This is a genomic window from Rhizobium sp. CG4, from assembly GCF_023701965.1.
Classification (GTDB): domain Bacteria; phylum Pseudomonadota; class Alphaproteobacteria; order Rhizobiales; family Rhizobiaceae; genus Agrobacterium.
Genome location: NZ_JABAEG010000002.1, coordinates 860,328 through 878,912, shown reverse-complemented (window position 1 = coordinate 878,912; position 18,585 = coordinate 860,328). Strand labels below are relative to the sequence as shown.

Annotated in this window: 23 protein-coding genes; 17 read left to right on the top strand and 6 right to left on the bottom strand. The window is 54.4% G+C overall.

Annotated features, from left to right (window positions below):
- Positions 1–12: 12 nt before the first annotated feature.
- Positions 13–2,106, bottom strand: coding sequence for a S9 family peptidase (locus tag HGO37_RS09405; protein WP_250983076.1), 2,094 nt, complete (start codon positions 2,104–2,106; stop codon positions 13–15).
- Here HGO37_RS09405 and HGO37_RS09400 point away from each other — a divergent pair.
- The 3 genes from HGO37_RS09400 (at position 2,093) to HGO37_RS09390 (ending at position 3,567) form a co-directional block, all read left to right on the top strand.
- Positions 2,093–2,245, top strand: a complete 153-nt coding sequence (locus tag HGO37_RS09400; protein ID WP_192487285.1) for a hypothetical protein — start codon at positions 2,093–2,095, stop codon at positions 2,243–2,245. The genes HGO37_RS09405 and HGO37_RS09400 overlap by 14 nt on opposite strands.
- 108 nt (positions 2,246–2,353) lie before the next feature.
- On the top strand, positions 2,354–2,743 hold the full coding sequence (locus HGO37_RS09395) for a DUF930 domain-containing protein (protein ID WP_192487286.1): 390 nt from the start codon (positions 2,354–2,356) through the stop codon (positions 2,741–2,743).
- A gap of 86 nt (positions 2,744–2,829) precedes the next feature.
- Positions 2,830–3,567, top strand: coding sequence for a polysaccharide deacetylase family protein (locus HGO37_RS09390; protein ID WP_250983075.1), 738 nt, complete (start codon positions 2,830–2,832; stop codon positions 3,565–3,567).
- A gap of 3 nt (positions 3,568–3,570) precedes the next feature.
- On the opposite strand, the gene HGO37_RS09385 is transcribed toward HGO37_RS09390, so the two are convergent.
- Together HGO37_RS09385 and HGO37_RS09380 are read right to left on the bottom strand one after the other, a co-directional pair.
- Complete coding sequence (locus tag HGO37_RS09385) at positions 3,571–4,731, bottom strand: AI-2E family transporter (protein WP_250983074.1); 1,161 nt, start codon at positions 4,729–4,731, stop codon at positions 3,571–3,573.
- Between the two features lie 79 nt (positions 4,732–4,810).
- Positions 4,811–5,671: a VOC family protein gene (locus tag HGO37_RS09380; protein WP_250983073.1), complete on the bottom strand. Its 861-nt coding sequence runs from the start codon at positions 5,669–5,671 to the stop codon at positions 4,811–4,813.
- 341 nt (positions 5,672–6,012) lie between these two features.
- Here HGO37_RS09380 and HGO37_RS09375 point away from each other — a divergent pair, with 341 nt between their 5' ends.
- The 5 genes from HGO37_RS09375 to HGO37_RS09355 all read left to right on the top strand — a co-directional run bounded on the left by HGO37_RS09375 (position 6,013) and on the right by HGO37_RS09355 (position 8,799).
- Complete coding sequence (locus HGO37_RS09375) at positions 6,013–6,423, top strand: universal stress protein (protein WP_250983072.1); 411 nt, start codon at positions 6,013–6,015, stop codon at positions 6,421–6,423.
- Positions 6,424–6,513: 90 nt separating this feature from the next.
- Complete coding sequence (locus HGO37_RS09370) at positions 6,514–6,849, top strand: TraR/DksA family transcriptional regulator (protein ID WP_250983071.1); 336 nt, start codon at positions 6,514–6,516, stop codon at positions 6,847–6,849.
- 148 nt (positions 6,850–6,997) lie between these two features.
- Positions 6,998–7,669 (top strand): PAQR family membrane homeostasis protein TrhA, encoded by a 672-nt coding sequence (gene trhA / locus HGO37_RS09365; RefSeq protein WP_250983070.1) that lies wholly within the window; start codon positions 6,998–7,000, stop codon positions 7,667–7,669.
- Positions 7,670–7,714: 45 nt separating this feature from the next.
- Positions 7,715–8,227: a GNAT family N-acetyltransferase gene (locus HGO37_RS09360; protein WP_250983069.1), complete on the top strand. Its 513-nt coding sequence runs from the start codon at positions 7,715–7,717 to the stop codon at positions 8,225–8,227.
- Positions 8,224–8,799, top strand: coding sequence for a histidine phosphatase family protein (locus tag HGO37_RS09355; RefSeq protein WP_250983068.1), 576 nt, complete (start codon positions 8,224–8,226; stop codon positions 8,797–8,799). Before HGO37_RS09360 ends, HGO37_RS09355 begins: the two co-directional genes overlap by 4 nt.
- A 112-nt stretch (positions 8,800–8,911) precedes the next feature.
- On the opposite strand, the gene msrB is transcribed toward HGO37_RS09355, so the two are convergent.
- Positions 8,912–9,319: a peptide-methionine (R)-S-oxide reductase MsrB gene (gene msrB, locus HGO37_RS09350; protein WP_192487295.1), complete on the bottom strand. Its 408-nt coding sequence runs from the start codon at positions 9,317–9,319 to the stop codon at positions 8,912–8,914.
- A 202-nt stretch (positions 9,320–9,521) separates the two neighbouring features.
- Here msrB and HGO37_RS09345 point away from each other — a divergent pair, with 202 nt between their 5' ends.
- The 9 genes from HGO37_RS09345 to HGO37_RS09305 all read left to right on the top strand — a co-directional run bounded on the left by HGO37_RS09345 (position 9,522) and on the right by HGO37_RS09305 (position 17,053).
- On the top strand, positions 9,522–11,891 hold the full coding sequence (locus HGO37_RS09345; protein WP_250983067.1) for a putative monovalent cation/H+ antiporter subunit A: 2,370 nt from the start codon (positions 9,522–9,524) through the stop codon (positions 11,889–11,891).
- Positions 11,888–12,307, top strand: a complete 420-nt coding sequence (locus HGO37_RS09340; protein WP_250983066.1) for a Na+/H+ antiporter subunit B — start codon at positions 11,888–11,890, stop codon at positions 12,305–12,307. Before HGO37_RS09345 ends, HGO37_RS09340 begins: the two co-directional genes overlap by 4 nt.
- On the top strand, positions 12,307–12,684 hold the full coding sequence (locus tag HGO37_RS09335; RefSeq protein WP_250983065.1) for a Na+/H+ antiporter subunit C: 378 nt from the start codon (positions 12,307–12,309) through the stop codon (positions 12,682–12,684). The genes HGO37_RS09340 and HGO37_RS09335 overlap by 1 nt, the downstream gene beginning before the upstream one ends.
- A 22-nt stretch (positions 12,685–12,706) precedes the next feature.
- The gene (locus tag HGO37_RS09330; RefSeq protein WP_250983064.1) at positions 12,707–14,281 is read left to right on the top strand and encodes a Na+/H+ antiporter subunit D; all 1,575 of its coding nucleotides are present in this window, start codon (positions 12,707–12,709) and stop codon (positions 14,279–14,281) included.
- On the top strand, positions 14,278–14,751 hold the full coding sequence (locus HGO37_RS09325) for a Na+/H+ antiporter subunit E (protein ID WP_250983063.1): 474 nt from the start codon (positions 14,278–14,280) through the stop codon (positions 14,749–14,751). The genes HGO37_RS09330 and HGO37_RS09325 overlap by 4 nt, the downstream gene beginning before the upstream one ends.
- Entirely contained in the window at positions 14,748–15,107 is a 360-nt protein-coding gene (locus tag HGO37_RS09320) for a cation:proton antiporter (RefSeq protein ID WP_250983062.1), read from the top strand. The genes HGO37_RS09325 and HGO37_RS09320 overlap by 4 nt, the downstream gene beginning before the upstream one ends.
- Complete coding sequence (gene mnhG / locus HGO37_RS09315; protein WP_250983061.1) at positions 15,104–15,442, top strand: monovalent cation/H(+) antiporter subunit G; 339 nt, start codon at positions 15,104–15,106, stop codon at positions 15,440–15,442. The genes HGO37_RS09320 and mnhG overlap by 4 nt, the downstream gene beginning before the upstream one ends.
- Positions 15,443–15,851: 409 nt before the next feature.
- The gene (locus HGO37_RS09310) at positions 15,852–16,280 is read left to right on the top strand and encodes a Ros/MucR family transcriptional regulator (protein ID WP_192487303.1); all 429 of its coding nucleotides are present in this window, start codon (positions 15,852–15,854) and stop codon (positions 16,278–16,280) included.
- Between the two features lie 434 nt (positions 16,281–16,714).
- A complete protein-coding gene (locus HGO37_RS09305) occupies positions 16,715–17,053 on the top strand; it encodes a helix-turn-helix domain-containing protein (protein WP_409515554.1) in 339 nt (112 codons plus the stop codon).
- A 137-nt stretch (positions 17,054–17,190) separates the two neighbouring features.
- Here HGO37_RS09305 and HGO37_RS09300 read toward each other — a convergent pair whose 3' ends face one another.
- Together HGO37_RS09300 and HGO37_RS09295 are read right to left on the bottom strand one after the other, a co-directional pair.
- Positions 17,191–17,607, bottom strand: a complete 417-nt coding sequence (locus HGO37_RS09300; RefSeq protein ID WP_250983059.1) for a SufE family protein — start codon at positions 17,605–17,607, stop codon at positions 17,191–17,193.
- Between the two features lie 242 nt (positions 17,608–17,849).
- Complete coding sequence (locus tag HGO37_RS09295; protein ID WP_250983058.1) at positions 17,850–18,263, bottom strand: DUF5330 domain-containing protein; 414 nt, start codon at positions 18,261–18,263, stop codon at positions 17,850–17,852.
- Positions 18,264–18,585 lie beyond the last annotated feature (322 nt).

Below are 18,585 nucleotides of genomic sequence, written 5' to 3'. Positions count from 1 at the left end.
GTAATTCAAACTTTACATTTTGCCCGCAACCTTGATGGCAAACGAATATTCAAAGGCGATTTCCTCCAGTCGCTGGAAGCGTCCGGATTTGCCGCCATGGCCGGCTGCCATGTTGGTTTTCAACAGAATTGGCGCGTCGCCTGTGCTGTACTCGCGCAATTTTGCCACCCACTTCGTTGGTTCCCAATAGGTTACGCGCGGATCGGTAAGTCCGGAAATCGCCAGCAGTGGCGGGTAAGGCTTTGCACCGACATTGTCGTAAGGGCTGTAGGCCGCAATCCAGTGATATTCCTCCTCTGAATCGATCGGGTTGCCCCATTCCGGCCATTCCGGTGGTGTCAGCGGCAGCGTGTCGTCCAGCATCGTTGTCAGCACGTCCACGAACGGAACGGCAGCAATAATGCCAGCGAATTTCTCGGGTGCCATATTGGCCACGGCACCCATCAGCATGCCGCCGGCCGATCCGCCTTCGGCAATGATCTTGTCGTAGGAGGTGAAACCCTCCGTAACCAGATGGTCGGCCGCGGCGATGAAGTCCTTGAAGGTGTTTTGCTTGTGCTCCATCTTGCCGGTTTCATACCACTCGAAACCCTTGTCCTTGCCGCCACGAACATGGGCGATAGCGTAGACAAAACCACGATCTGCCAGTGACAGATTGTTGGTGCTGAATGAGGCGGGAATGCTGATGCCGTAAGCGCCGTAGCCATAGAGAAGGCAAGGGGCCGAACCGTCCAGCTTGGTATCCTTGTGGTAGAGCAGAGATACAGGCACCAATGCTCCATCATGCGATGTCGCCATGACGCGGCGGGTTACGTAGTCATCGATAGTGTGGCCGGATGGAACTTCCTGGGTCTTCAACAATACGCGTTCACGCGTCACCATGTTGTAATCGAACAACTGGCTTGGGGTGGTCATCGACGAATAGGAGAAACGTATGGTGTCGGTGTCATATTCGGCTGCACCCTGCAGGCCGAGAGAGTAGGCTTCCTCGGCAAAGGCAATGGCGTGTTCTTCACCGGTCGCGCGGTCACGAATGACGATGCGCGGCAGGCCATCCCGGCGCTCCAGCCACAGCAGGTGGCGGGCATGCGCAAGGTGCGACAGGATAAGGCGGCCCGGTTCATGCGGCACCACTTCCTTCCAGTTTTCCTTGCCCGGTGCCGTCACCGGCGCTTCCATGATCTTGAAGTCCTTGGCATCACCGTCATTGGTCAGGATGTAAAAAACATCATCGCCCTCTGTCATGGAATATTCCACACCTTCCTCACGTTTCGCCACGATGACAGGCTCGGCAGTCAGGTCGGCGGTGGACAGCAGGCGATATTCGCTGGTCTCATGGTCATGAATGTCGATGAAGATCCAGTCTTCAAGCAATGAGCCGCCAACGCCCATAAAGAAGCCAGGGTCTTTTTCCTCATAAACGAGGCGGTCTGTCGATTGCGGTTGGCCGATGATGTGATGGAAGACCTTGGACGGCCGATGGTTTTCGTCCTGCAAGGTGTAGAAAAAGCTTTTACCGTCAGGCGCCCATGCGCCGCCGCCACCAGTGTTTTCGATCACGTCATCAAGGTCTTCACTGGTCGCGAGATTACGAACCCGCAGTGTGAAATATTCAGAGCCCTTGTCGTCATAGCCCCAAATGCCATGAGTGTGGTCGGACGAGTTGTCGATGCCAGCGAGGCGGAAATAGTCCTTACCTTCAGCTTCCTTATCGCCATCAAGCAGGACCTGCTTTTCACCACCGTCGCGTGGGGTGCGAAAATAGTGTGGTTGCTCACCACCGGTTACAAACAACGTGCCGTAGGCGTAAGGACCATCTTTCATAGGCACGGACGAATCGTCCTGCTTGATGCGGCCCTTCATCTCTTCAAACAGCTTTTCCTGCAGTGGTTTGGTGTCGCTGAGGGCAGCTTCCATATAAGTGTTTTCCGCTTCCAGATGGCTACGGATTGCCGGATCGAGCAGGGTCGGGTCCTTGAACATTGCCTGCCAGTTGTCTGCCCGAAACCACGCATAGTCATCGGTGCGGCTGATGCCGTGACGCGTATCCGTTACCGGCTTTTTTTCTGCGACAGGAGCGGCGGGGAGGTTCTTGAATATCGACAAAACAAACTCGCTTTCATCGGAAATGAATGGCAGCGCCAGTGGCCGTTTTCAGGCCGTGGCACCAGTGGAAGAAGATGTAGAGAGGGGCGGGGGAAGGATCAAGGTTGAATATCCACAGGCATCTCTGCTGGCCCCTTGAGATTTACCCTGTTTCGGGCACAATTCGACGATACAGCCTTAGGTACGTGGAAAAGAGCGGTTGCTGTTTTTATTTTCCAGGGAATCGAAATCACCAGGTCAGGATAATATGCGTCACCTTCTCCCGGCAGTTGTTCTCGTTGTCGTGTCAGCTGTTCCATCCCTTGCACTGGATAGTTCCGTCAAAAGACAGTTGAACGCGCTCGCACCGGAAGAACGTCTTGAGCAGCGTTGTGATATCGAGGCGATGGAGCGCATCGCCGCCGAACAGAAGGGCATGAGGCCGGACAAGGTCATCGCCTACACGTTCGGTGAGCCGCAGGTCACGGAAAACTCCATCAAGGCGGCAGGCGCCGTGTTTCGCAGCAGTGGCGAATGGTACAAGCTGAAATATAAGTGCCGGACCAGCGAACAGAACCTTGCCATCCAATCCTTTGATTACCGTGTGGGCGAAAAAGTCCCGGAATCGCAATGGGGCCAGTATTACCTTTACAACTGAAGCAGCTTTGCTGTTGACCCAGCCATAATTCAGGCGTTTATCCGGCGCATCCGCTTTTGATATTCTCCCGTTGAGCTGTGTCTGCCATGCGCCGTTATCTTCTTTCCAGCCTCGCCAGCGTTTGTTTTGTTGCGCTGTTTTCAGTGCCCGCCTTTGCGTCATCAGGGTTGGTTGAGCCGACGCTTAAAATGCGCCCGCAGGCAAGTGGCGTAACGCGGGTTGCCATCACGCTGGATGCCTGCATGGGCAAGACCGACTTTCGAATTCTCGATGCGCTGGTCAAAGAGCGCATTCCCGCGACCGTGTTCGTGACCGCACGCTGGATCAGGCACAATCGAGATGCGCTTGCCATCATGCTGGCCAATCCTGATCTGTTTGAGATTGAGAACCACGGACAAGACCATATCCCGGCCATAGACCGTCAGGTCTCGGTCTATGGTATTGCCGCTGCCGGCAGCATGGAAAGTGTCATGCGGGAGGTCAATGGTGGGCGTGAGGCCATCATTGCGGCCACTGGCAAGGAGCCCAGCTGGTTCCGTGGGGCAACCGCCAAATACACCCATTCGTCGATGGCTGAGATCAATGGTATCGGCGAACGCATTGCCGGTTATTCCATCAACGGCGACGGTGGTTCTCTGCTCGGTGCCGGCGTTGCGCAAAAACGCATTGCTGCCGCTAAGGATGGTGATGTGGTGATTGCCCATATCAACCAGCCAACCCATCAGGCAGGTGAGGGCGTTGCCAAAGGTCTGCTCAACTTGAAAAAACGCGGGGTCACCTTCGTCCGTCTGGATGATCCGGGATTTGATCCCGAAACCAACTAAAGCTTAGTCGGGAAGGTTCGGCACCACTTTGCGCGACGGGAAAAGCTCCTGCGCGATTGTCATGCCAATCAATGACAGAGGGAGCGCCAGCATGGCGCCTGCTGCACCCCACATCCATGTCCAGAAGATAATCGCAACAAACACGATAAACGGGTTGATTTCGAGGTTGCGGCCGATCACGGCCGGAAACACCAGATTTTCCATCAACAGGTGGATGGTGAAAAACACAAAGGCGGGCAGCAGGCCAAGCAGCAACGTATCATGGGTCAACATGCCAGCAATCGTCAGGGATATGGTCATCACGGCAATGCCGATAAACGGGATGAAGCTGGAGAGGAAGGCAAACAGCCCCCATAGCAATGGCATGGCCAGACCGCCGAGATAGGCAATAAGAACCATGGTAACACCAAGCCCGGCATAAATAAGACTGGCGGTAGCGAAATAGGTGCCAAGCACATGTTCCACCGATCCGATGGTACGGATGGTCCGTAGTCTTTGGTGGCGGGCTGGAAAGGCCATGATGATGCCCTTGCGCAACCGCAAGCGGCTGTAGAGGAACATCAAAAGTCCTGCAAAGAAGATCAAGCCTTGCACAATCGCGGGTGTCAGGCTGGACGTGACTACGGACAGGATACCGGTGCTGCGGTCCAGCAGCGATTCCATCGACATTGTGCCGAAGCTGAAGGTCGCCGCAGAAATATTGAGCCATCTCACACGCTCAAGATAGGGCAGGAAACGTTCTGCGGTCTGATTCAGAAGTTGCGGCCCCTGAGACGCGAGCATGGAAAGTGGATCGATCAGCGAATTGATGACGAAAATGAACACCAGTGCCACAAGGCCTGACAGAATGAGCGCCACGCCAAAGCCCGGAATACCGTAACCAGCCAGCTTTTCCGCTGCCATCCCAAGGATCATCCCGACAACGATTGCCATGACGATGGGGATCAGCACTACGGACAGCAGGTGTACGCAGGCAAGAAAGGCAATGGTGAACAGACCGACGATCGACCACTTGGCCGCAACTTCCAGCGCTTCGCGACCCAATGGCTGCTGGCTGCGCGCATCGTCATCCGGTGAATTTTTTCTTGATACGTGTCTGTGCTGCGGCGCCTCTACGATCGGTGTCACCGGAACTTTTTCATCGATTTTTATGGTGCCGTTCATGATTTCATATCCCCGTCCGGGACAGTAACGTTCAACAACAGTTACGGTTCCCGAAGGGGGAGGGTGACCAGCAGAGATTTTAGGCTGCGAGCCTTAGACCAATGCCCCATGGATCTTTCAGAACGATGCCGTCGCTTTGACGCTCAGTTGATATACCCAACCGGTCCAGTGCGGCGACCGCGCTGTCCAACGCACCCTTTTCGTTGAAACGCAGCGAGTAACCGGCAAGGCCCGTCATGTTGTCGCGTCGTGCCTGGGCACCACGGCTGTTCCAGATATTGGCGGCAACATGGTGATGGTAGGAGCCGGTGGCAAAGAAGCTGGCGCCGGGATAGCGCGCCATGATCTTCAGGCCGAGCACGTCCTGATAAAACTCGTCTGCCTGCGGAATGTTGCCGACCTGCAAATGAATGTGGCCGATGGCGGTACCATCAGGCGCACCTTGCCAGGGCGTCTTCGGGGCAGAGTCGTAGAGTTCCTGCAGGTTGAGGCGCAGCGTGTTCATCTCCACCGTGCCGTCCTGCTGGTAGGTCCATTCCAGAGGCGAGCGATCCCGGTAAACCTCGATGCCGTTTCCTTCCGGGTCAGACAGATAGATCGCCTCGCTGACCAGATGGTCGGATGCGCCGTCAAGCTGAATATTGTTGTGCGCAACATGGGTCAGCCAATGCGCCAGCTCCTTGCGGCTTGGCAGCAGGAAGGCGGTATGGAACAGGCCTGCCGCGTTGCGTGGTGCACGTTCGGCATTGCTGGATGTGGACAGGGTCAGCAAGGGTTGGCCGTTGACGCCAAGTATCTCTCCGCTTGGCTGTTTTTCAATAACCGACAGGCCAATGACCTTCTGGTAGTAGTCAGAAACGCGCGCCAGGTCGTTCACGACAAGATGTGCCTGCCCAACATAGGCCGGCCGTGTCAGTGCGAATTGCGATGTTTCAGTCATGATGTCACGAACTCCATCTGCGCTGGCGTGCTTGATCAGCAGGCGGCCGTGCGCTGCGGCGCCGTTCCGGCGACGCTTTATTTGACGTGAATATGGTCTCTCGGGAACGTTCAGGAAAGAGGGGCGTTTGGTGATTGAGCGTGCACTATTTGTTGACAATGAAGTTGTCTGCGCTTGACCTTAATCAAGGCAGAGCACCGCAAATTTGGGAAACTGCATGTATCGGTGTGGAACCGTTTTATAATTCTCGCGGCCAATGGCTTTGCGCTGCGTCGGGGTTTGGGAACTGGGGCTGTCATCGCGCTCAAATAGCCGCAGCCTTAACGTGGAAGGAGAAGCATATGTACAAGAAGATCGTTGTACCTGTTGACATGAGTGCCATTGAAAAGGGTGAAAAGATCATCCGCAAGGCATCGGGTTTGCTGGATGCTGGTGGCGAGATCGTTTTGCTGAATGTGGTCGAGCAGCTACCGGGCTATATCGCCATAGACCTTCCAGTCGACCTGATTGAAAATGCGATCAAGGATGGCAAGGCAAAACTTGTGGAACTGAAAGAGCGGACAGGCATTCAGGCAACAGTTGAAATCCGCAGTGGCCCTCCGGCACGCGAAATTCTTGCCTGCGCGGAGGAACATCATGCCGATCTCATCATCGTCGCTTCGCATACGCCTGATTTCACCAACTATTTCATCGGTGCGACAGCGGACCGCGTTGTACGCCATGCAAAATGCTCGGTGCTGATCGACCGTTAAAAGCAAGGCTGCACGACATCTTTGAATTGGCGCGGCGGTCTCTCGATGGGTGGCCGCCGCGCTGAAATCGACCATTAGAGGACATGGGTTATGGATACGTCTGGCTATGAAAAAATCCTGCGCGACAGGCAACGTGAACTGAACAAGCGGCTGCGCAAGATCGAGGATGACTTTGAGCAGCCGGTAAACCCTGACAATGAAGACCGTGCCGTTGAACGCAGCAATGACGAAGTTCTGGATGAGCTTGGCCAAGTCGGACAGGATGAGTTGAAGGCAATTGATGCTGCTCTGGTGCGCATTTCCGATGGCAAATTCGGCACCTGCGTCAGATGTGGCAAGACCATTTCCGCTGAGCGCCTCGCAGCCGTGCCCTACACGCCGTTTTGCCAGGAATGTGCGGCAGAACAGCAAGCTGAACAGGTGTGAGATGAGGCTGTGGCCTGCCGCTTCGCTGGCCACATCTTCATGAGAGGCTGCAACATATCCGAACGCAATGTGATCGTCAGTTTCGAGACACCACTTGCTGTTGGCGCGTGTTGTCGGCATTCTATACGCCGGACAGCAGGAACGGGCCATGAGTGAACTTTGGCGTTTAGGCCGCAAATATGATTTTCACGAAATCGTCGCCGACGGCATCGTGCATGGCGTCGGCATCGTGCTGGCCTTGATCGGCGCAACCGCGCTGATTTTCTACGCTACAGTATGGAGCACATTCAGCGGCATGGCCGCCGCCTGGGTCTATGGGCTGGGGCTGGTTTTGTGCCTGTCCATTTCCTTTACCTATAATATCTGGCCACATTCGCGCACCAAATGGTATCTGCGGCGGCTCGATCATTCTGCGATCTTTTTGCTGATTGCCGCCACTTACACCCCATTCCTGCAACGCGGTGCAGACGAACCGCTGATCGTGTTTATGTTGGCTTTCATCTGGCTGGCAGCCATCGGTGGCATTGCTCTGAAATGCCTGTTTCCCGGTCGTTATGACCGTCTGGCCATCCTGCTTTATCTTGGCATGGGCTGGAGCGGTGTTCTGATCGCCGCGCCGCTTTCACAATATCTTTCGACAGTAACCATCTGGCTGATCGTGGCGGGCGGCATGATCTATTCGCTGGGCGTGATCTTTCACGTCTGGGAAAAACTGCGCTTTCAGAACGCCATCTGGCATGGCTTCGTGGTGGCTGCCGCTGCCGTGCATTATTCTGCGGTTATCACCTGTTTCAGCCTTTCGCCTGTCACCGGCCTGTGAGACATAACAGCCATATTCCGGCTTTACATCTGATGGACATACCCAATGACACTTATTGTGCGTGACGCGACGGAAGCAGATCTGTCTGCGATCATGGATATTTATAACGACGCCGTTCTCAACACCACGGCGATCTGGAATGACACGGTGGTTGATCTGGAAAACCGCTTGAACTGGTTCAAGGCACGCAAGGACAAGGGATATCCTGTTCTTGCAGCTGAACTGGACGGCAAATGTGTCGGTTATGCTTCTTACGGTGACTGGCGTGCTTTCGACGGTTTTCGCCGGAGCATGGAACATTCGGTTTATGTGCATAAAGACACGCGTGGCACTGGTGCCGGCAAATCACTGATGCAGGAACTGATTATCCGCGCCAAGCAAAATGGTGTGCATGTGTTGATCGGAGCAATCGAGGCGGAAAATGCCGCGTCCATTCGTCTGCATGAAAAAATGGGCTTTCGCCATGTCGGCCGGTTTGAGCAGGTTGGCATCAAGTTTGGTCGCTGGCTCGACCTGGCCTGCATGGAACTACGCCTCGGCGAAGCGGATCCGACGTGAGCAACATCCATTTTATCACCCACCCTGAAGTCGTGGTCGATCCGGCAAAACCGGTGCCGCGCTGGTGCCTGTCCGATAAGGGCATTGCCCGTATGCGGTTGTTTGCGGCCTCTGCGGCCATGGCCGAGGTTCGGAACGTCTGGGCAAGTGATGAAACAAAGGCCATTGAAGCGGCGGGCATTCTGGCCGGGTTCCATGGTCTTCCGGTTCAGGTGCAGCATGCGCTCCATGAAAACGATCGCAGCGCGACCGGTTTTTTGCCGCCCTCTGAATTCGAAGCCATGGCGGACCGGTTTTTCTCCGAACCCAATGAAAGCGTGCGCGGTTGGGAAAGAGCAGTTGATGCGCAGGCCCGTGTTCTACAGGCTTTTCAGTTGATTGCAGCAGAGGCAGACGGGGTGGGTGATATGGCGATTGTCGCCCATGGCGGCGTTGGCACGCTGCTACTCTGCGCCCTGCAAGCCGTAAAAATTGACCGCGCCTATGATCAGCCATTTCAAGGGCATTACTGGACATGGTCGCGTGAGGAGCAGCGCGTTCTTGGCGGATGGCAATCCATCACGCCGGAGTAAGCCTCTGTCGCGGTGAAAGCCGAAGGCCTTCCACGTAAGGGTGACGTCCCGAAAGACGAAGGGCAAGTTTATGTGATCATGCCCTTCATCAATTTCATGAATACGCGTTTTGTTATTGCGGCTCAAACACCATGGAATGGCCGTTAATGCAGTAGCGCAATCCCGTCGGTTTGGGCCCATCAGGGAATACGTGGCCGAGATGGCCACCGCAATTGGCGCAACGGATCTCAGTGCGGACCATGCCGTATTTTGTATCGCTGTGCTCGGTTACCGCATCAGCCTTGACCGGCTCGAAGTAACTTGGCCAGCCGCACCCCGCGTCGAATTTGGTGTCTGAATAAAACAGCGGCTCATCGCAGGCAGCACAACGGTAGAGACCCTTTTCATTGCTGTCCCAATACGGGCCGGTAAACGCGCGTTCGGTACCGTGTTCCCGCAGGATATGGTACTGTTCCGGGGTCAGTTGTTCTCTCCACTCCGCATCGGTTTTGACGAGTTTAGATGTCTTGATGTCGTTCATGGCGCTGATCCTTTCTGTTGTCCCTTTAGATAAGGTGCGTTACGTCAAGAAAAAAGCCCGCAAGTGCCAGTTCCCCGCATTTGGTGGAGAACTTTGTGTATGGCCCGATTCTCGCTGAAAATGGTTGAGGCACGACCCATGTTACCCTATTGAAAAGAGGGTGTTGTCGAGGGGGATTCTTGACAGTTCCACAGGGGGTGAGATGTCTGAAAATGTCACGTTGATGACATTCATTGTGCTGTTTCTGCCATTTGCAGGCGCGCTAGTTGCACCGTTTCTGGTTCGCAGATTCAGTCACAACGCCGCCTGGATACTTGCCCTCATTCCGGCCGTTGCTTTTGCCCAGTTCGCCTCTTTTCTGCCGCTTGTCGCAGCAGGGGAAGCCGTCACAGGCGGTTATATCTGGGTGCCGAGCTTCAATCTTAGTTTCTCGTGGTTTCTTGATGGCCTTTCGCTGACCTTCGCGTTGTTGATTACCGGTATTGGAGCTCTCATCGTTCTCTATGCGGGCGGCTACCTCAAGGGCCATCCGCAGCAGGGTCGCTTCCTGTCCTTTCTGCTGCTGTTCATGGGGGCGATGCTTGGCGTTGTGGTCTCCGACAGTTTCTTGATGCTGTTCGTCTATTGGGAACTGACCTCGATCACATCATTCCTGCTCATTGGTTTTGACCATGAGCGCGCGGCATCACGCCGCGCGGCGTTACAGGCGCTGCTGGTCACCGGTGGTGGTGGCTTGGCTCTGCTGGCAGGCCTGATCCTTATCTGGAACATCAGTGGCGTCACCCAACTTTCCCAATTGATGCAGGGCGGCGATATCTTGCGTGCTAGCCCGCTCTATCTGGTCACGCTGGTGCTGGTTCTTGGCGGTGCTTTTACCAAATCCGCGCAGTTCCCATTCCATTTCTGGCTGCCCAACGCCATGGAAGCACCAACACCTGTTTCGGCCTACCTGCACTCAGCGACCATGGTCAAAGCTGGCGTCTACCTGCTGATGCGCCTTAATCCGGTATTGGGCGATACGCCCGCCTGGGAAATCCTGCTGCCGCTCTTTGGCGGCATTACCATGCTTGTCGGCGCGTTTCTCGCGGTACGGCAGACCGACCTCAAACTGATGCTGGCCTATACAACGGTGTCTTCTCTTGGTCTTCTGGTCATGCTGACCGGCTTTGGGTCGCCACATGCCATCGAGGCGGCCGTGCTCTATCTCATCGCGCATTCGCTGTTCAAAGGCGCACTTTTCATGGTCGCCGGAGTTATCGATCATGAGGCAGGCACCCGTGATGTGACGAAGCTTGGCGGACTGCGCAAGGCCATGCCGATAACCTTTACCGCGGCGCTGGTCTCTGCGATTTCCATGGGCGGCCTGCCGCCGATGTTTGGATTTTTGGCCAAGGAAGAAATCTACTATGCGCTGGCGCATAATGACCCGCGCGCCGTGTTGTTTCTCGGTGTCGCGATCATCGGCAATGCACTGATGTTTGCCATTGCCTTTGCCGTGGCGCTGAAACCGTTCCTTGGTGGGCCGGTCAAAACACCGAAACATGCGCATGAAGGGCCGGTATTGTTGTGGCTTGGCCCGACCGTCCTGGCCGCATGCGGCTTGCTGCTGGCACTGTTGTCCGGTGTTGCCCACCGTTTCCTGTCGACGCCAATGGCCAGTGCCGTTGCCGGAGAGGTGAGGGCGGTGGAAATCTCCCTGCTGCCACATATCGGCATTCCGCTGGCGCTATCGCTGCTGACAGTCGTGCTTGGAATTGTCGCATACAAAAGCATTGCGAAGCTGCGCATCCTTATTGCGTCGACGCTGCAGGCAATTGGCGGCGGACCCGACAAGGGCTTTGACGGTTTCGTGGCCCTGATGGTCAAGATGGCATTTTATGTTACCCGCTTCATTCAGCCGGGCCGCATGGAGTTTTATGTCACAGCGACCTTTGCGGTGCTGGCCTTTGCACTGCTCGTACCCTTGTTCGTTTACGATGAATTGCCTGACATGCCGGTCTGGCCGCAGGACATTCTGCTGCATGAATTGACCTTCATCGTCATTGCATTGATCGGCCTCGTGGCGATCCTGATGTCGAAGACCCGCCTCAATGCCATTGTTGCTCTTGGTATACAGGGCTTTTCGGTTGCCGTTTTGTTTCTGCTGTTCGGCGCACCAGACCTGTCCTTCACCCAGTTCATGGTAGAAACCCTGTCGGTGGTCATTCTAACCCTTGTCATGACCCGGTTGCGCCTGTCTGCGGTCGATCACCGCTCCTGGGGGCAGATCATACTTGACAGCACCATTGCTATTGCATGCGGTACCGGTTTTGCGTTGATGCTGCTCAAATCCACGCAAGTGCCATTCGACAACAATCTGACGGACTTCTTCAATCAGTGGTCCAAGGTGATTGCCCACGGCGCCAACGTGGTGAACGTCATTATTGTCGATTTCCGTGGCACGGATACGCTGGGCGAAATCTCTGTTGTGATGATCACCGGCCTTGCCATTCTGGCGCTGATCCGGCTGCGGGCAGGTGTGCGTATTCACCCGCTGGATGATGACCAGGGCGGGCAGGAGAAACGCGCATGAATACGATCATCCTGCGGACCATTGCGCCGGTGATTACCAGTCTGATGGTGCTGTTTTCTATCTTCGTGCTGCTGCGCGGCCATAATGAGCCGGGTGGCGGTTTTATCGGTGGACTGATCGCCGTTTCCGCGCTGGCCATTTATGGCATTGCCTTTGGGGTCAACGCCGTTCGCCGCGCCATCCGTTTCCATCCGCTGGCCATTGCAGGCGCAGGTTTGCTGCTGGCAACCGTATCCGGTTTGGTATCTGTCATTGCCGGTGTGCCTTTCATGACTGGCCTGTGGATCTATCCCAGCCTGTTCGGTGTCGAGGTTCCGCTTGCTACCGTCATGTCCTTCGATGTCGGCGTCTACCTTGTCGTTGTTGGGGCCATAACCTCCATTGCTCTGGCGCTGGAAGAAAGGGACGTTGACTGATGGAAGCCGTTCTTTCTATTGTGGTCGGTATCTTCTTTTCCGTCGCCATCTATCTCATGTTGTCGCGTTACAGCATCCGCATACTGCTGGGCGTTGCGGTGCTGGGCAATGCCGTCAACCTTCTGCTATTTACCTCCGGCCGTTTGACGCGAGAGGTGCCGCCAATCATCGGGGCGGGTATGGATACGTTGCCTGCAGACACGGCCAATCCTTTGCCACAGGCACTGATCCTGACAGCCATCGTGATCTCATTTTCGTTTTTCTGCTTCCTGCTGGTGCTGACATGGCGTGCCTTTCAGGAACTGAAAACCGATGACACGGACGAAATGCGTAAAGCCGAACCGGCGCATGAACCCTTGCCGCCGCTTGGCTACTGACGTTTCAGCATAGAAAGAAAAAATGGCCGCTCCTTCTTCTACAGTGCCAGATTACGCCGCCGCCATGGTCATGCAGCCTGTGGCTGCCTCCGAGTGGCTGATCATTTTGCCGGTCGCCGTCTGCATTGCCTTTGGCGCCATTTTGATGATGGTGCGCCACTCCACATGGCTGCATGCGCGTATTGCACTGACTGGTCTTGCGGTGCTCGTGGTTCTGGATGCAGCCCTGTTGTGGAAGGTCGCAACACAAGGGCCGTTCACCATGGTCATGGGGCGTTGGCTGCCGCCATTTGGCATTGCATTTACCGCTGATTTGACGGGTGCACTGTTGGCCTTTGTCGCGGCGCTGTCGGCGTTTGCCTGCGGCCTTTATTCCCTGTCGGATATGGATGAAAACCGTAAGCGGTACGGTTTCTATCCATTTTTGATGTTGCTGATGGCCGGTGTAAGCGGCGCGTTCCTCACCGGTGATATCTTCAACCTCTATGTTTGGTTTGAAGTGCTGCTGATTTCGTCCTTTGGCCTGCTGGTGCTGGGGTCGGAAAGAGAGCAGATCGACGGTGCGTTGAAATATGCGGTTCTCAACCTGATCGGCACAACCCTGTTTCTGATTACCGTCGGTTACCTCTATGCCATTTTCGGCACGCTCAATATGGCTGACATTGTGCTGAAGGCCGGTGATCTACGGGGTACTGCTCCGATGATGACGCTGGCCTGCCTGTTTACCTTGGCCTTTGCAATGAAGGCGGCAGCGTTCCCGGTCAATTTCTGGCTGCCTGCATCCTACCACACGCCCAAGATCGTGGTTGCGGCATTGTTCGGCGGTCTGCTGACCAAGGTCGGTGTCTATTCTCTGCTGCGCGTCATGGTCATGCTGTTTCCGGTCGAGCGAGAAGAGTTGAGCTTCGTGATCGCCGTCGTCGCAGCCCTGACCATGATCCTCGGTGCACTTGGCGCTCTGGCGCAAAACGATATCAGGCGCATGCTGGGCTACGTTGTGGTGTCCGGTATTGGTTACATCATGGCAGGTGTCGCCATCGGCACTACAGCCGGTATCAGCGGCGCAATTTTTTATGCTGTCCAATCCGTGTTGCTGATGACCGCTCTCTACCTTGTGGCAGGTGTTGCCGCACGCATTGGCGGTGGCTGGTCGCTCTCTGAACTTGGCGGCCTCTACAAAACCGCACCTCTGTTCTCCGGCATGGCGTTGGCACTGTTCTTTGCCGGGGCAGGGCTACCGCCCTTCATTGGCTTCTGGCCAAAGGCTATGTTGGTCAAGGCGGCGATTGATATCGGCGCGTGGTGGCTGGCAGCTTCGCTGCTGGTGGCCGGTTTCATCATCACGCTGACCTTTGGTCGTGTCTATCTTCTGGCCTTCTGGCGCCCGCAAGTGAAGCAGGTCGGCACACAGACTGCTGTCACCGTCCAGCCAGGTTCTTCGATTGCCGTTACTGCTATCGCTGGCCTGGCGTTGCTTGTGACCGTTGGCGGCGTCTTTCCAGAAACCGTCTTTAATCTCAGTCAGCGGGCATCAGAAGGTCTGGTGGATCCATCGGCCTATATACGATCTGTCTTTCCAGAGGGGAGCGTAAGATGACCCTGCTTATCGTCAATGTTCTCTTTGTCGTCGTCTGGGTTGCTATCACCGGCAGCGCGACGCTTCTCAATATCGGTTTCGGCTTTCTTCTGTCAGCATTTGCGCTTTGGTTGATCCGTGATCAGGTGGGCGGACGCAGTTACTGGATCCGTATTGGCCGTATAGCGTCGCTGATCGGACTGTTCTTCAAGGAATTGATGCTGTCGGCATGGACTGTCGCTGTGATGGTGGTGAAACCACGCCTGGACCTTCAGCCCGGCATTTTTGCCTTTCCCCTGACTGTGACCAGTGACTTTGAGATAACCTTGCTCGCCAACCTTATTACGCTGACACCGGGTACGCTGTCGGTGGATGTGTCGGAAGACAGGCGTTTCCTTTACGTGCACGCCGTGGATTGCTCGAATATCGAGGCAACGAAGCGGGATATTGCCAATGGCTTTGAGCGCAAGATCATGGAGGCGTTTCGATGAGTGCCGTATCCCTGATCGTATCATGGGCAACTGTTGCTGCCCTTGTCATCCTCTCGCTGTCATTTCTGCTGACCGTTTACCGCGTCATAAAGGGGCCGACACTTCCGGACCGGATTGTCGCCCTTGATATGCTGGTCGGTATTGTGATCGGCTTTATCGCGGTCATCGCCATCAAAACGGGTTTCACGCTCTACATCGATATCGCGATAGCCCTTGGTCTTGTCGGGTTCCTGGCAACCGTTGCTTTTGCCCGCTTCGTGTTGTCGCGCGCGCCGACCAACAACGGCGTTACCGTCAAAGCGACACGACCGCAGGAAAAACCACAGCGTAAAAAAGCATCGAAAAGGAAGAAATGATGGAGTTGATCGTCGCGCTCATAACCGCGTTTCTGATGCTCTCCGGTGCGCTGTTTGCGCTGGTGGCAGCCATCGGCGTCAACCGCTTCCCAGACCTCTATACGCGCATGCACGCCGCCTCAAAGGCAGGTACGATCGGCTCTGGTTTGCTGCTATTGGCGGTAGGAATTCATTCTGCCGATATTTCAATTTTGGCGCGAACCATAGCCGGTTTCTTTTTCTTTATATTGACGGCGCCGATTTCTGCGCATTTGCTTGCCAGAGCGGCACATATCGCAGGTTACAAGCTTTGTGATGTGTCTGTTATTGATGAATTGAAGATAACCGAAAGTTGAAAATCTGAATATTATCCAGATCTCCAGCTATATATTACCAAATCATAAGGTTCTCTAACGTCAAGATAGAATTTTCTTGAGGAATACGTAAATTATAAGAAATCAGTAGCTTAAATTAGTATGAAATTATAATTGGACTTTTTTTGAAACGGTGTTATTCGATTTCCCATTAAGTTTCTGATGCTGGTTTTCCTGCCGCGCAACATGCTTTGTGATCATTGAGACTACGTGATCAGTGCTCTCCTTAATGAGCATATGCTTTGTGCGGCGTCGTTGAATGGCCAGTAACAGACGATGTTTGCTTTGTCTGCTGGAAGCCATTTGGGGGTGGTTTCGTAACATGTTCATAAACATGGAAGGGCAGGATCAAACGTTGCCGTACCGGAACGAATTGATAGGAGATACTTATATGACTGAAACCGCATACGGTAGTGCACATGATCTGCTGGTTGAACTAACCGCTGACATTGTTGCCGCCTATGTCAGCAATCATGTTGTTCCGGTTGCAGAACTGCCAAGCCTCATTTCTGATGTGCATTCCGCCTTGAGTGGTACAACAGCCCCAGCCCCTTCTGTAATTGCTGCCGAGAAACAGAAACCTGCCATCTCGGTCAGAAAGTCGGTTCAGGACGATCAGATCATCTGCCTCGAATGCGGCGGTTCCTTCAAGTCGCTGAAGCGACACCTGACAACCCATCACAACATGACGCCGGAAGACTACCGTGAAAAGTGGGAACTGCCGGTTGATTATCCGATGGTTGCCCCAGCCTATGCCGAAGCACGTTCGCGCCTCGCCAAGGAAATGGGTCTTGGCCAGCGTCGCAAGGCTTCGCGCTAATCGCTTTCAAGTTTGCAGTGCCTCGGCCAAGTTCGAGGTAGCGGCTTTAAACTGGCAACAATGAGTAGTTTTGAAAACCGGCCCTTAGAGGCCGGTTTTCTTTTGCGTGGATTTTTTGTGTATAAAGAGGAAAAAAATCACATTTATTTCATTACTCGATACGCAGCCTGCGCGACGATGTCTCGTTTTCGAAAAGCTGAAATTATGTGAAGATGCTGTTTTATAATGATTAAATGATGTTTCTCCCCGGTTCTTTTCGCGGACACTCGGCAAGGTTGCTGCGAGGATGTACAAAAGTGTTACGATAATTTCCTCTTGCATACAGCACATGACATGAATTAATTCCTATTCATGAAGGGAGTTCGTTCATGCCAGGGGATACACAAAGGAAAGATATCCAGTCACAACAAGGCCAGAAGAACCCGGCCGCACCGATGGTGATGTGCGGCGGATTGCCGTTTCCCACCCGCCGCGTCTGCCGTATCGTCAGGCAGTTGACCAGCGAAATGGTGGTACTTGCGGGGGAGCGTACACTGGTGCGCAGTGACCGGCGCCGAGCGGCCTGCCACATCAGGCAGATTGCGATGTATGTATGCCATGTTGTGCTTGGCATATCTCTCAGTGACATCGGCATATCCTTTGGCAAGGACAGGACAACAGTCGGTTATGCCTGCAATGTTGTAGAGGACAGGCGCGACGACCCCGGTTTCGACGAGTTCGTTTCTGTCCTTGAGCGTATTACAGCCTCAGTCTTCAGCAAGGCCGACATCTGAAACGGTTCGCCATGTCGCGGTGAACGAAGATAGACGACACAAAAAAGGCGCGACCACAATCGCGCCTTTGAAGGAAGAGCGGGCGAACCATTTCCAGGATGAAACCAATCCGAAGGACTTGCTCGCCAACTGGATTATTATTGCAGGCGCAGCCGTGCCTCTTCCCTGATGCGATTGATCATCGAGCTCAGGCCATTGGCGCGCTGGGAAGACAGGTGCTCCACCAGACCGATTTTGTCGAAGACTTGGATGGCATCCAGCTGCGTGATTTCGGAGGCATGTTTGCCCGAATAGACGGCAAGCACAATAGCCACCAGCCCGCGCACGATATGGGCGTCAGAATCGCCCTCAAACGTCATCACAGGGTTTTTGTCGGCATCTGCATGTGTCACGAGCCAAACCTGGCTGGCGCAGCCCTGAACCTTGTTCTGGGCGTTCTTATGCTCGTCGGCCAAGTCAGGCAGTTCCTTGCCCAACTCGATCACGTAACGATAGCGATCCTCCCAATCATCGAGAAAGGCAAAGTCGTCCATCATTTTGTCGAGAGAGGTCATCACACTATCCATTTAATTGCTTGCCGCCATATAGGTGAAAATCTTGCTGATTTGAACCGCCAAGCAAAGAAAAAGCCCTGCCGGATTTTCACCGGGCAGGGCGTGACCAAATTCTCAGTCCAGTTCAGGCAGTCCGGCGGCAGACGATGGCTATCAACTGTCCGCAAGGTGTATGTGCCGAAGGAGTGGTCATCTTCGGCAGGAATTTCAGATGGCGAGGGCAGCGCCGAATTCAGAGGATATTAAAGGGCAGGGCGCTTTTGCGGAACGGGCACGAAACCCTCAGATGTCGCCTTGTCGCCATTCTGAGGGAATTCAACGCTGATGCTTGGCGTACCGGTCGAGGCGGTCGTCAACTCAGCCGTGGTCTTGTCTTCGTTGACACCAATCTGGGTGTCGAGAAATTCATAGGCAACCTTGGCGCCGTCACGGGCACGCCCGGCAAGAGCATGGAATGTCTCTGCACCCTGTTCACAAACTTCAGGTTTCTCCGTGCAGATTGCGCTGACATAACGGTAGGCTTCACTGGCAGCCGAAACTGCACCTGCGACATTCATCGGTGTCGAGGTCTGCGATTCGTTCTGCGCGGCGCCAAAATAGGATAGCGCCACCAGCACCAGCGAAAACCAGAATGTTCCTTTAATAAGAAACCACATTGTCAACTACCCTGTTTGTTGGCTTGCCTTTCAGGCCTGCCTTGTTTTGCAACGGTATTCCCGTTTGCGAATGCCCTGTTTTTCGGGCTTGAGCAGAACCTACACACAACAGACCAACAGCCGTTTGAAATTTCCGGCGGTATTTTCATCAAATTTGATTCAAATTTTATCTTTTTTCCTTTTCCGGCATGCCGTCCTAAGCAATTGGATCTAATTTAAACGATCATGTTAAGCATAATTGCGGCAGCGCGGCCCTAATGCACCGCAAACCTTGGGTTCTCTTCGCCACAATGATTAACAGCATTTGGAAAATTGAGCAAAA

What these genes read in the sequence shown, in the direction of transcription:
- HGO37_RS09395 (WP_192487286.1), top strand. Translation starts at nt 2,354, where the DNA reads ATGCGTCACCTTCTCCCGGCAGTTGTTCTCGTTGTCGTGTCAGCTGTT.
- HGO37_RS09390 (WP_250983075.1), top strand. Translation starts at nt 2,830, where the DNA reads ATGCGCCGTTATCTTCTTTCCAGCCTCGCCAGCGTTTGTTTTGTTGCG.
- HGO37_RS09385 (WP_250983074.1), bottom strand. Translation starts at nt 4,731, where the DNA reads ATGAACGGCACCATAAAAATCGATGAAAAAGTTCCGGTGACACCGATC.
- HGO37_RS09380 (WP_250983073.1), bottom strand. Translation starts at nt 5,671, where the DNA reads ATGACTGAAACATCGCAATTCGCACTGACACGGCCGGCCTATGTTGGG.
- HGO37_RS09375 (WP_250983072.1), top strand. Translation starts at nt 6,013, where the DNA reads ATGTACAAGAAGATCGTTGTACCTGTTGACATGAGTGCCATTGAAAAG.
- HGO37_RS09370 (WP_250983071.1), top strand. Translation starts at nt 6,514, where the DNA reads ATGGATACGTCTGGCTATGAAAAAATCCTGCGCGACAGGCAACGTGAA.
- trhA (WP_250983070.1), top strand. Translation starts at nt 6,998, where the DNA reads ATGAGTGAACTTTGGCGTTTAGGCCGCAAATATGATTTTCACGAAATC.
- HGO37_RS09360 (WP_250983069.1), top strand. Translation starts at nt 7,715, where the DNA reads ATGACACTTATTGTGCGTGACGCGACGGAAGCAGATCTGTCTGCGATC.
- msrB (WP_192487295.1), bottom strand. Translation starts at nt 9,319, where the DNA reads ATGAACGACATCAAGACATCTAAACTCGTCAAAACCGATGCGGAGTGG.
- HGO37_RS09345 (WP_250983067.1), top strand. Translation starts at nt 9,522, where the DNA reads ATGTCTGAAAATGTCACGTTGATGACATTCATTGTGCTGTTTCTGCCA.
- HGO37_RS09340 (WP_250983066.1), top strand. Translation starts at nt 11,888, where the DNA reads ATGAATACGATCATCCTGCGGACCATTGCGCCGGTGATTACCAGTCTG.
- HGO37_RS09335 (WP_250983065.1), top strand. Translation starts at nt 12,307, where the DNA reads ATGGAAGCCGTTCTTTCTATTGTGGTCGGTATCTTCTTTTCCGTCGCC.
- HGO37_RS09330 (WP_250983064.1), top strand. Translation starts at nt 12,707, where the DNA reads ATGGCCGCTCCTTCTTCTACAGTGCCAGATTACGCCGCCGCCATGGTC.
- HGO37_RS09325 (WP_250983063.1), top strand. Translation starts at nt 14,278, where the DNA reads ATGACCCTGCTTATCGTCAATGTTCTCTTTGTCGTCGTCTGGGTTGCT.
- HGO37_RS09320 (WP_250983062.1), top strand. Translation starts at nt 14,748, where the DNA reads ATGAGTGCCGTATCCCTGATCGTATCATGGGCAACTGTTGCTGCCCTT.
- mnhG (WP_250983061.1), top strand. Translation starts at nt 15,104, where the DNA reads ATGATGGAGTTGATCGTCGCGCTCATAACCGCGTTTCTGATGCTCTCC.
- HGO37_RS09310 (WP_192487303.1), top strand. Translation starts at nt 15,852, where the DNA reads ATGACTGAAACCGCATACGGTAGTGCACATGATCTGCTGGTTGAACTA.
- HGO37_RS09305 (WP_409515554.1), top strand. Translation starts at nt 16,715, where the DNA reads ATGGTGATGTGCGGCGGATTGCCGTTTCCCACCCGCCGCGTCTGCCGT.
- HGO37_RS09300 (WP_250983059.1), bottom strand. Translation starts at nt 17,607, where the DNA reads ATGACCTCTCTCGACAAAATGATGGACGACTTTGCCTTTCTCGATGAT.
- HGO37_RS09295 (WP_250983058.1), bottom strand. Translation starts at nt 18,263, where the DNA reads ATGTGGTTTCTTATTAAAGGAACATTCTGGTTTTCGCTGGTGCTGGTG.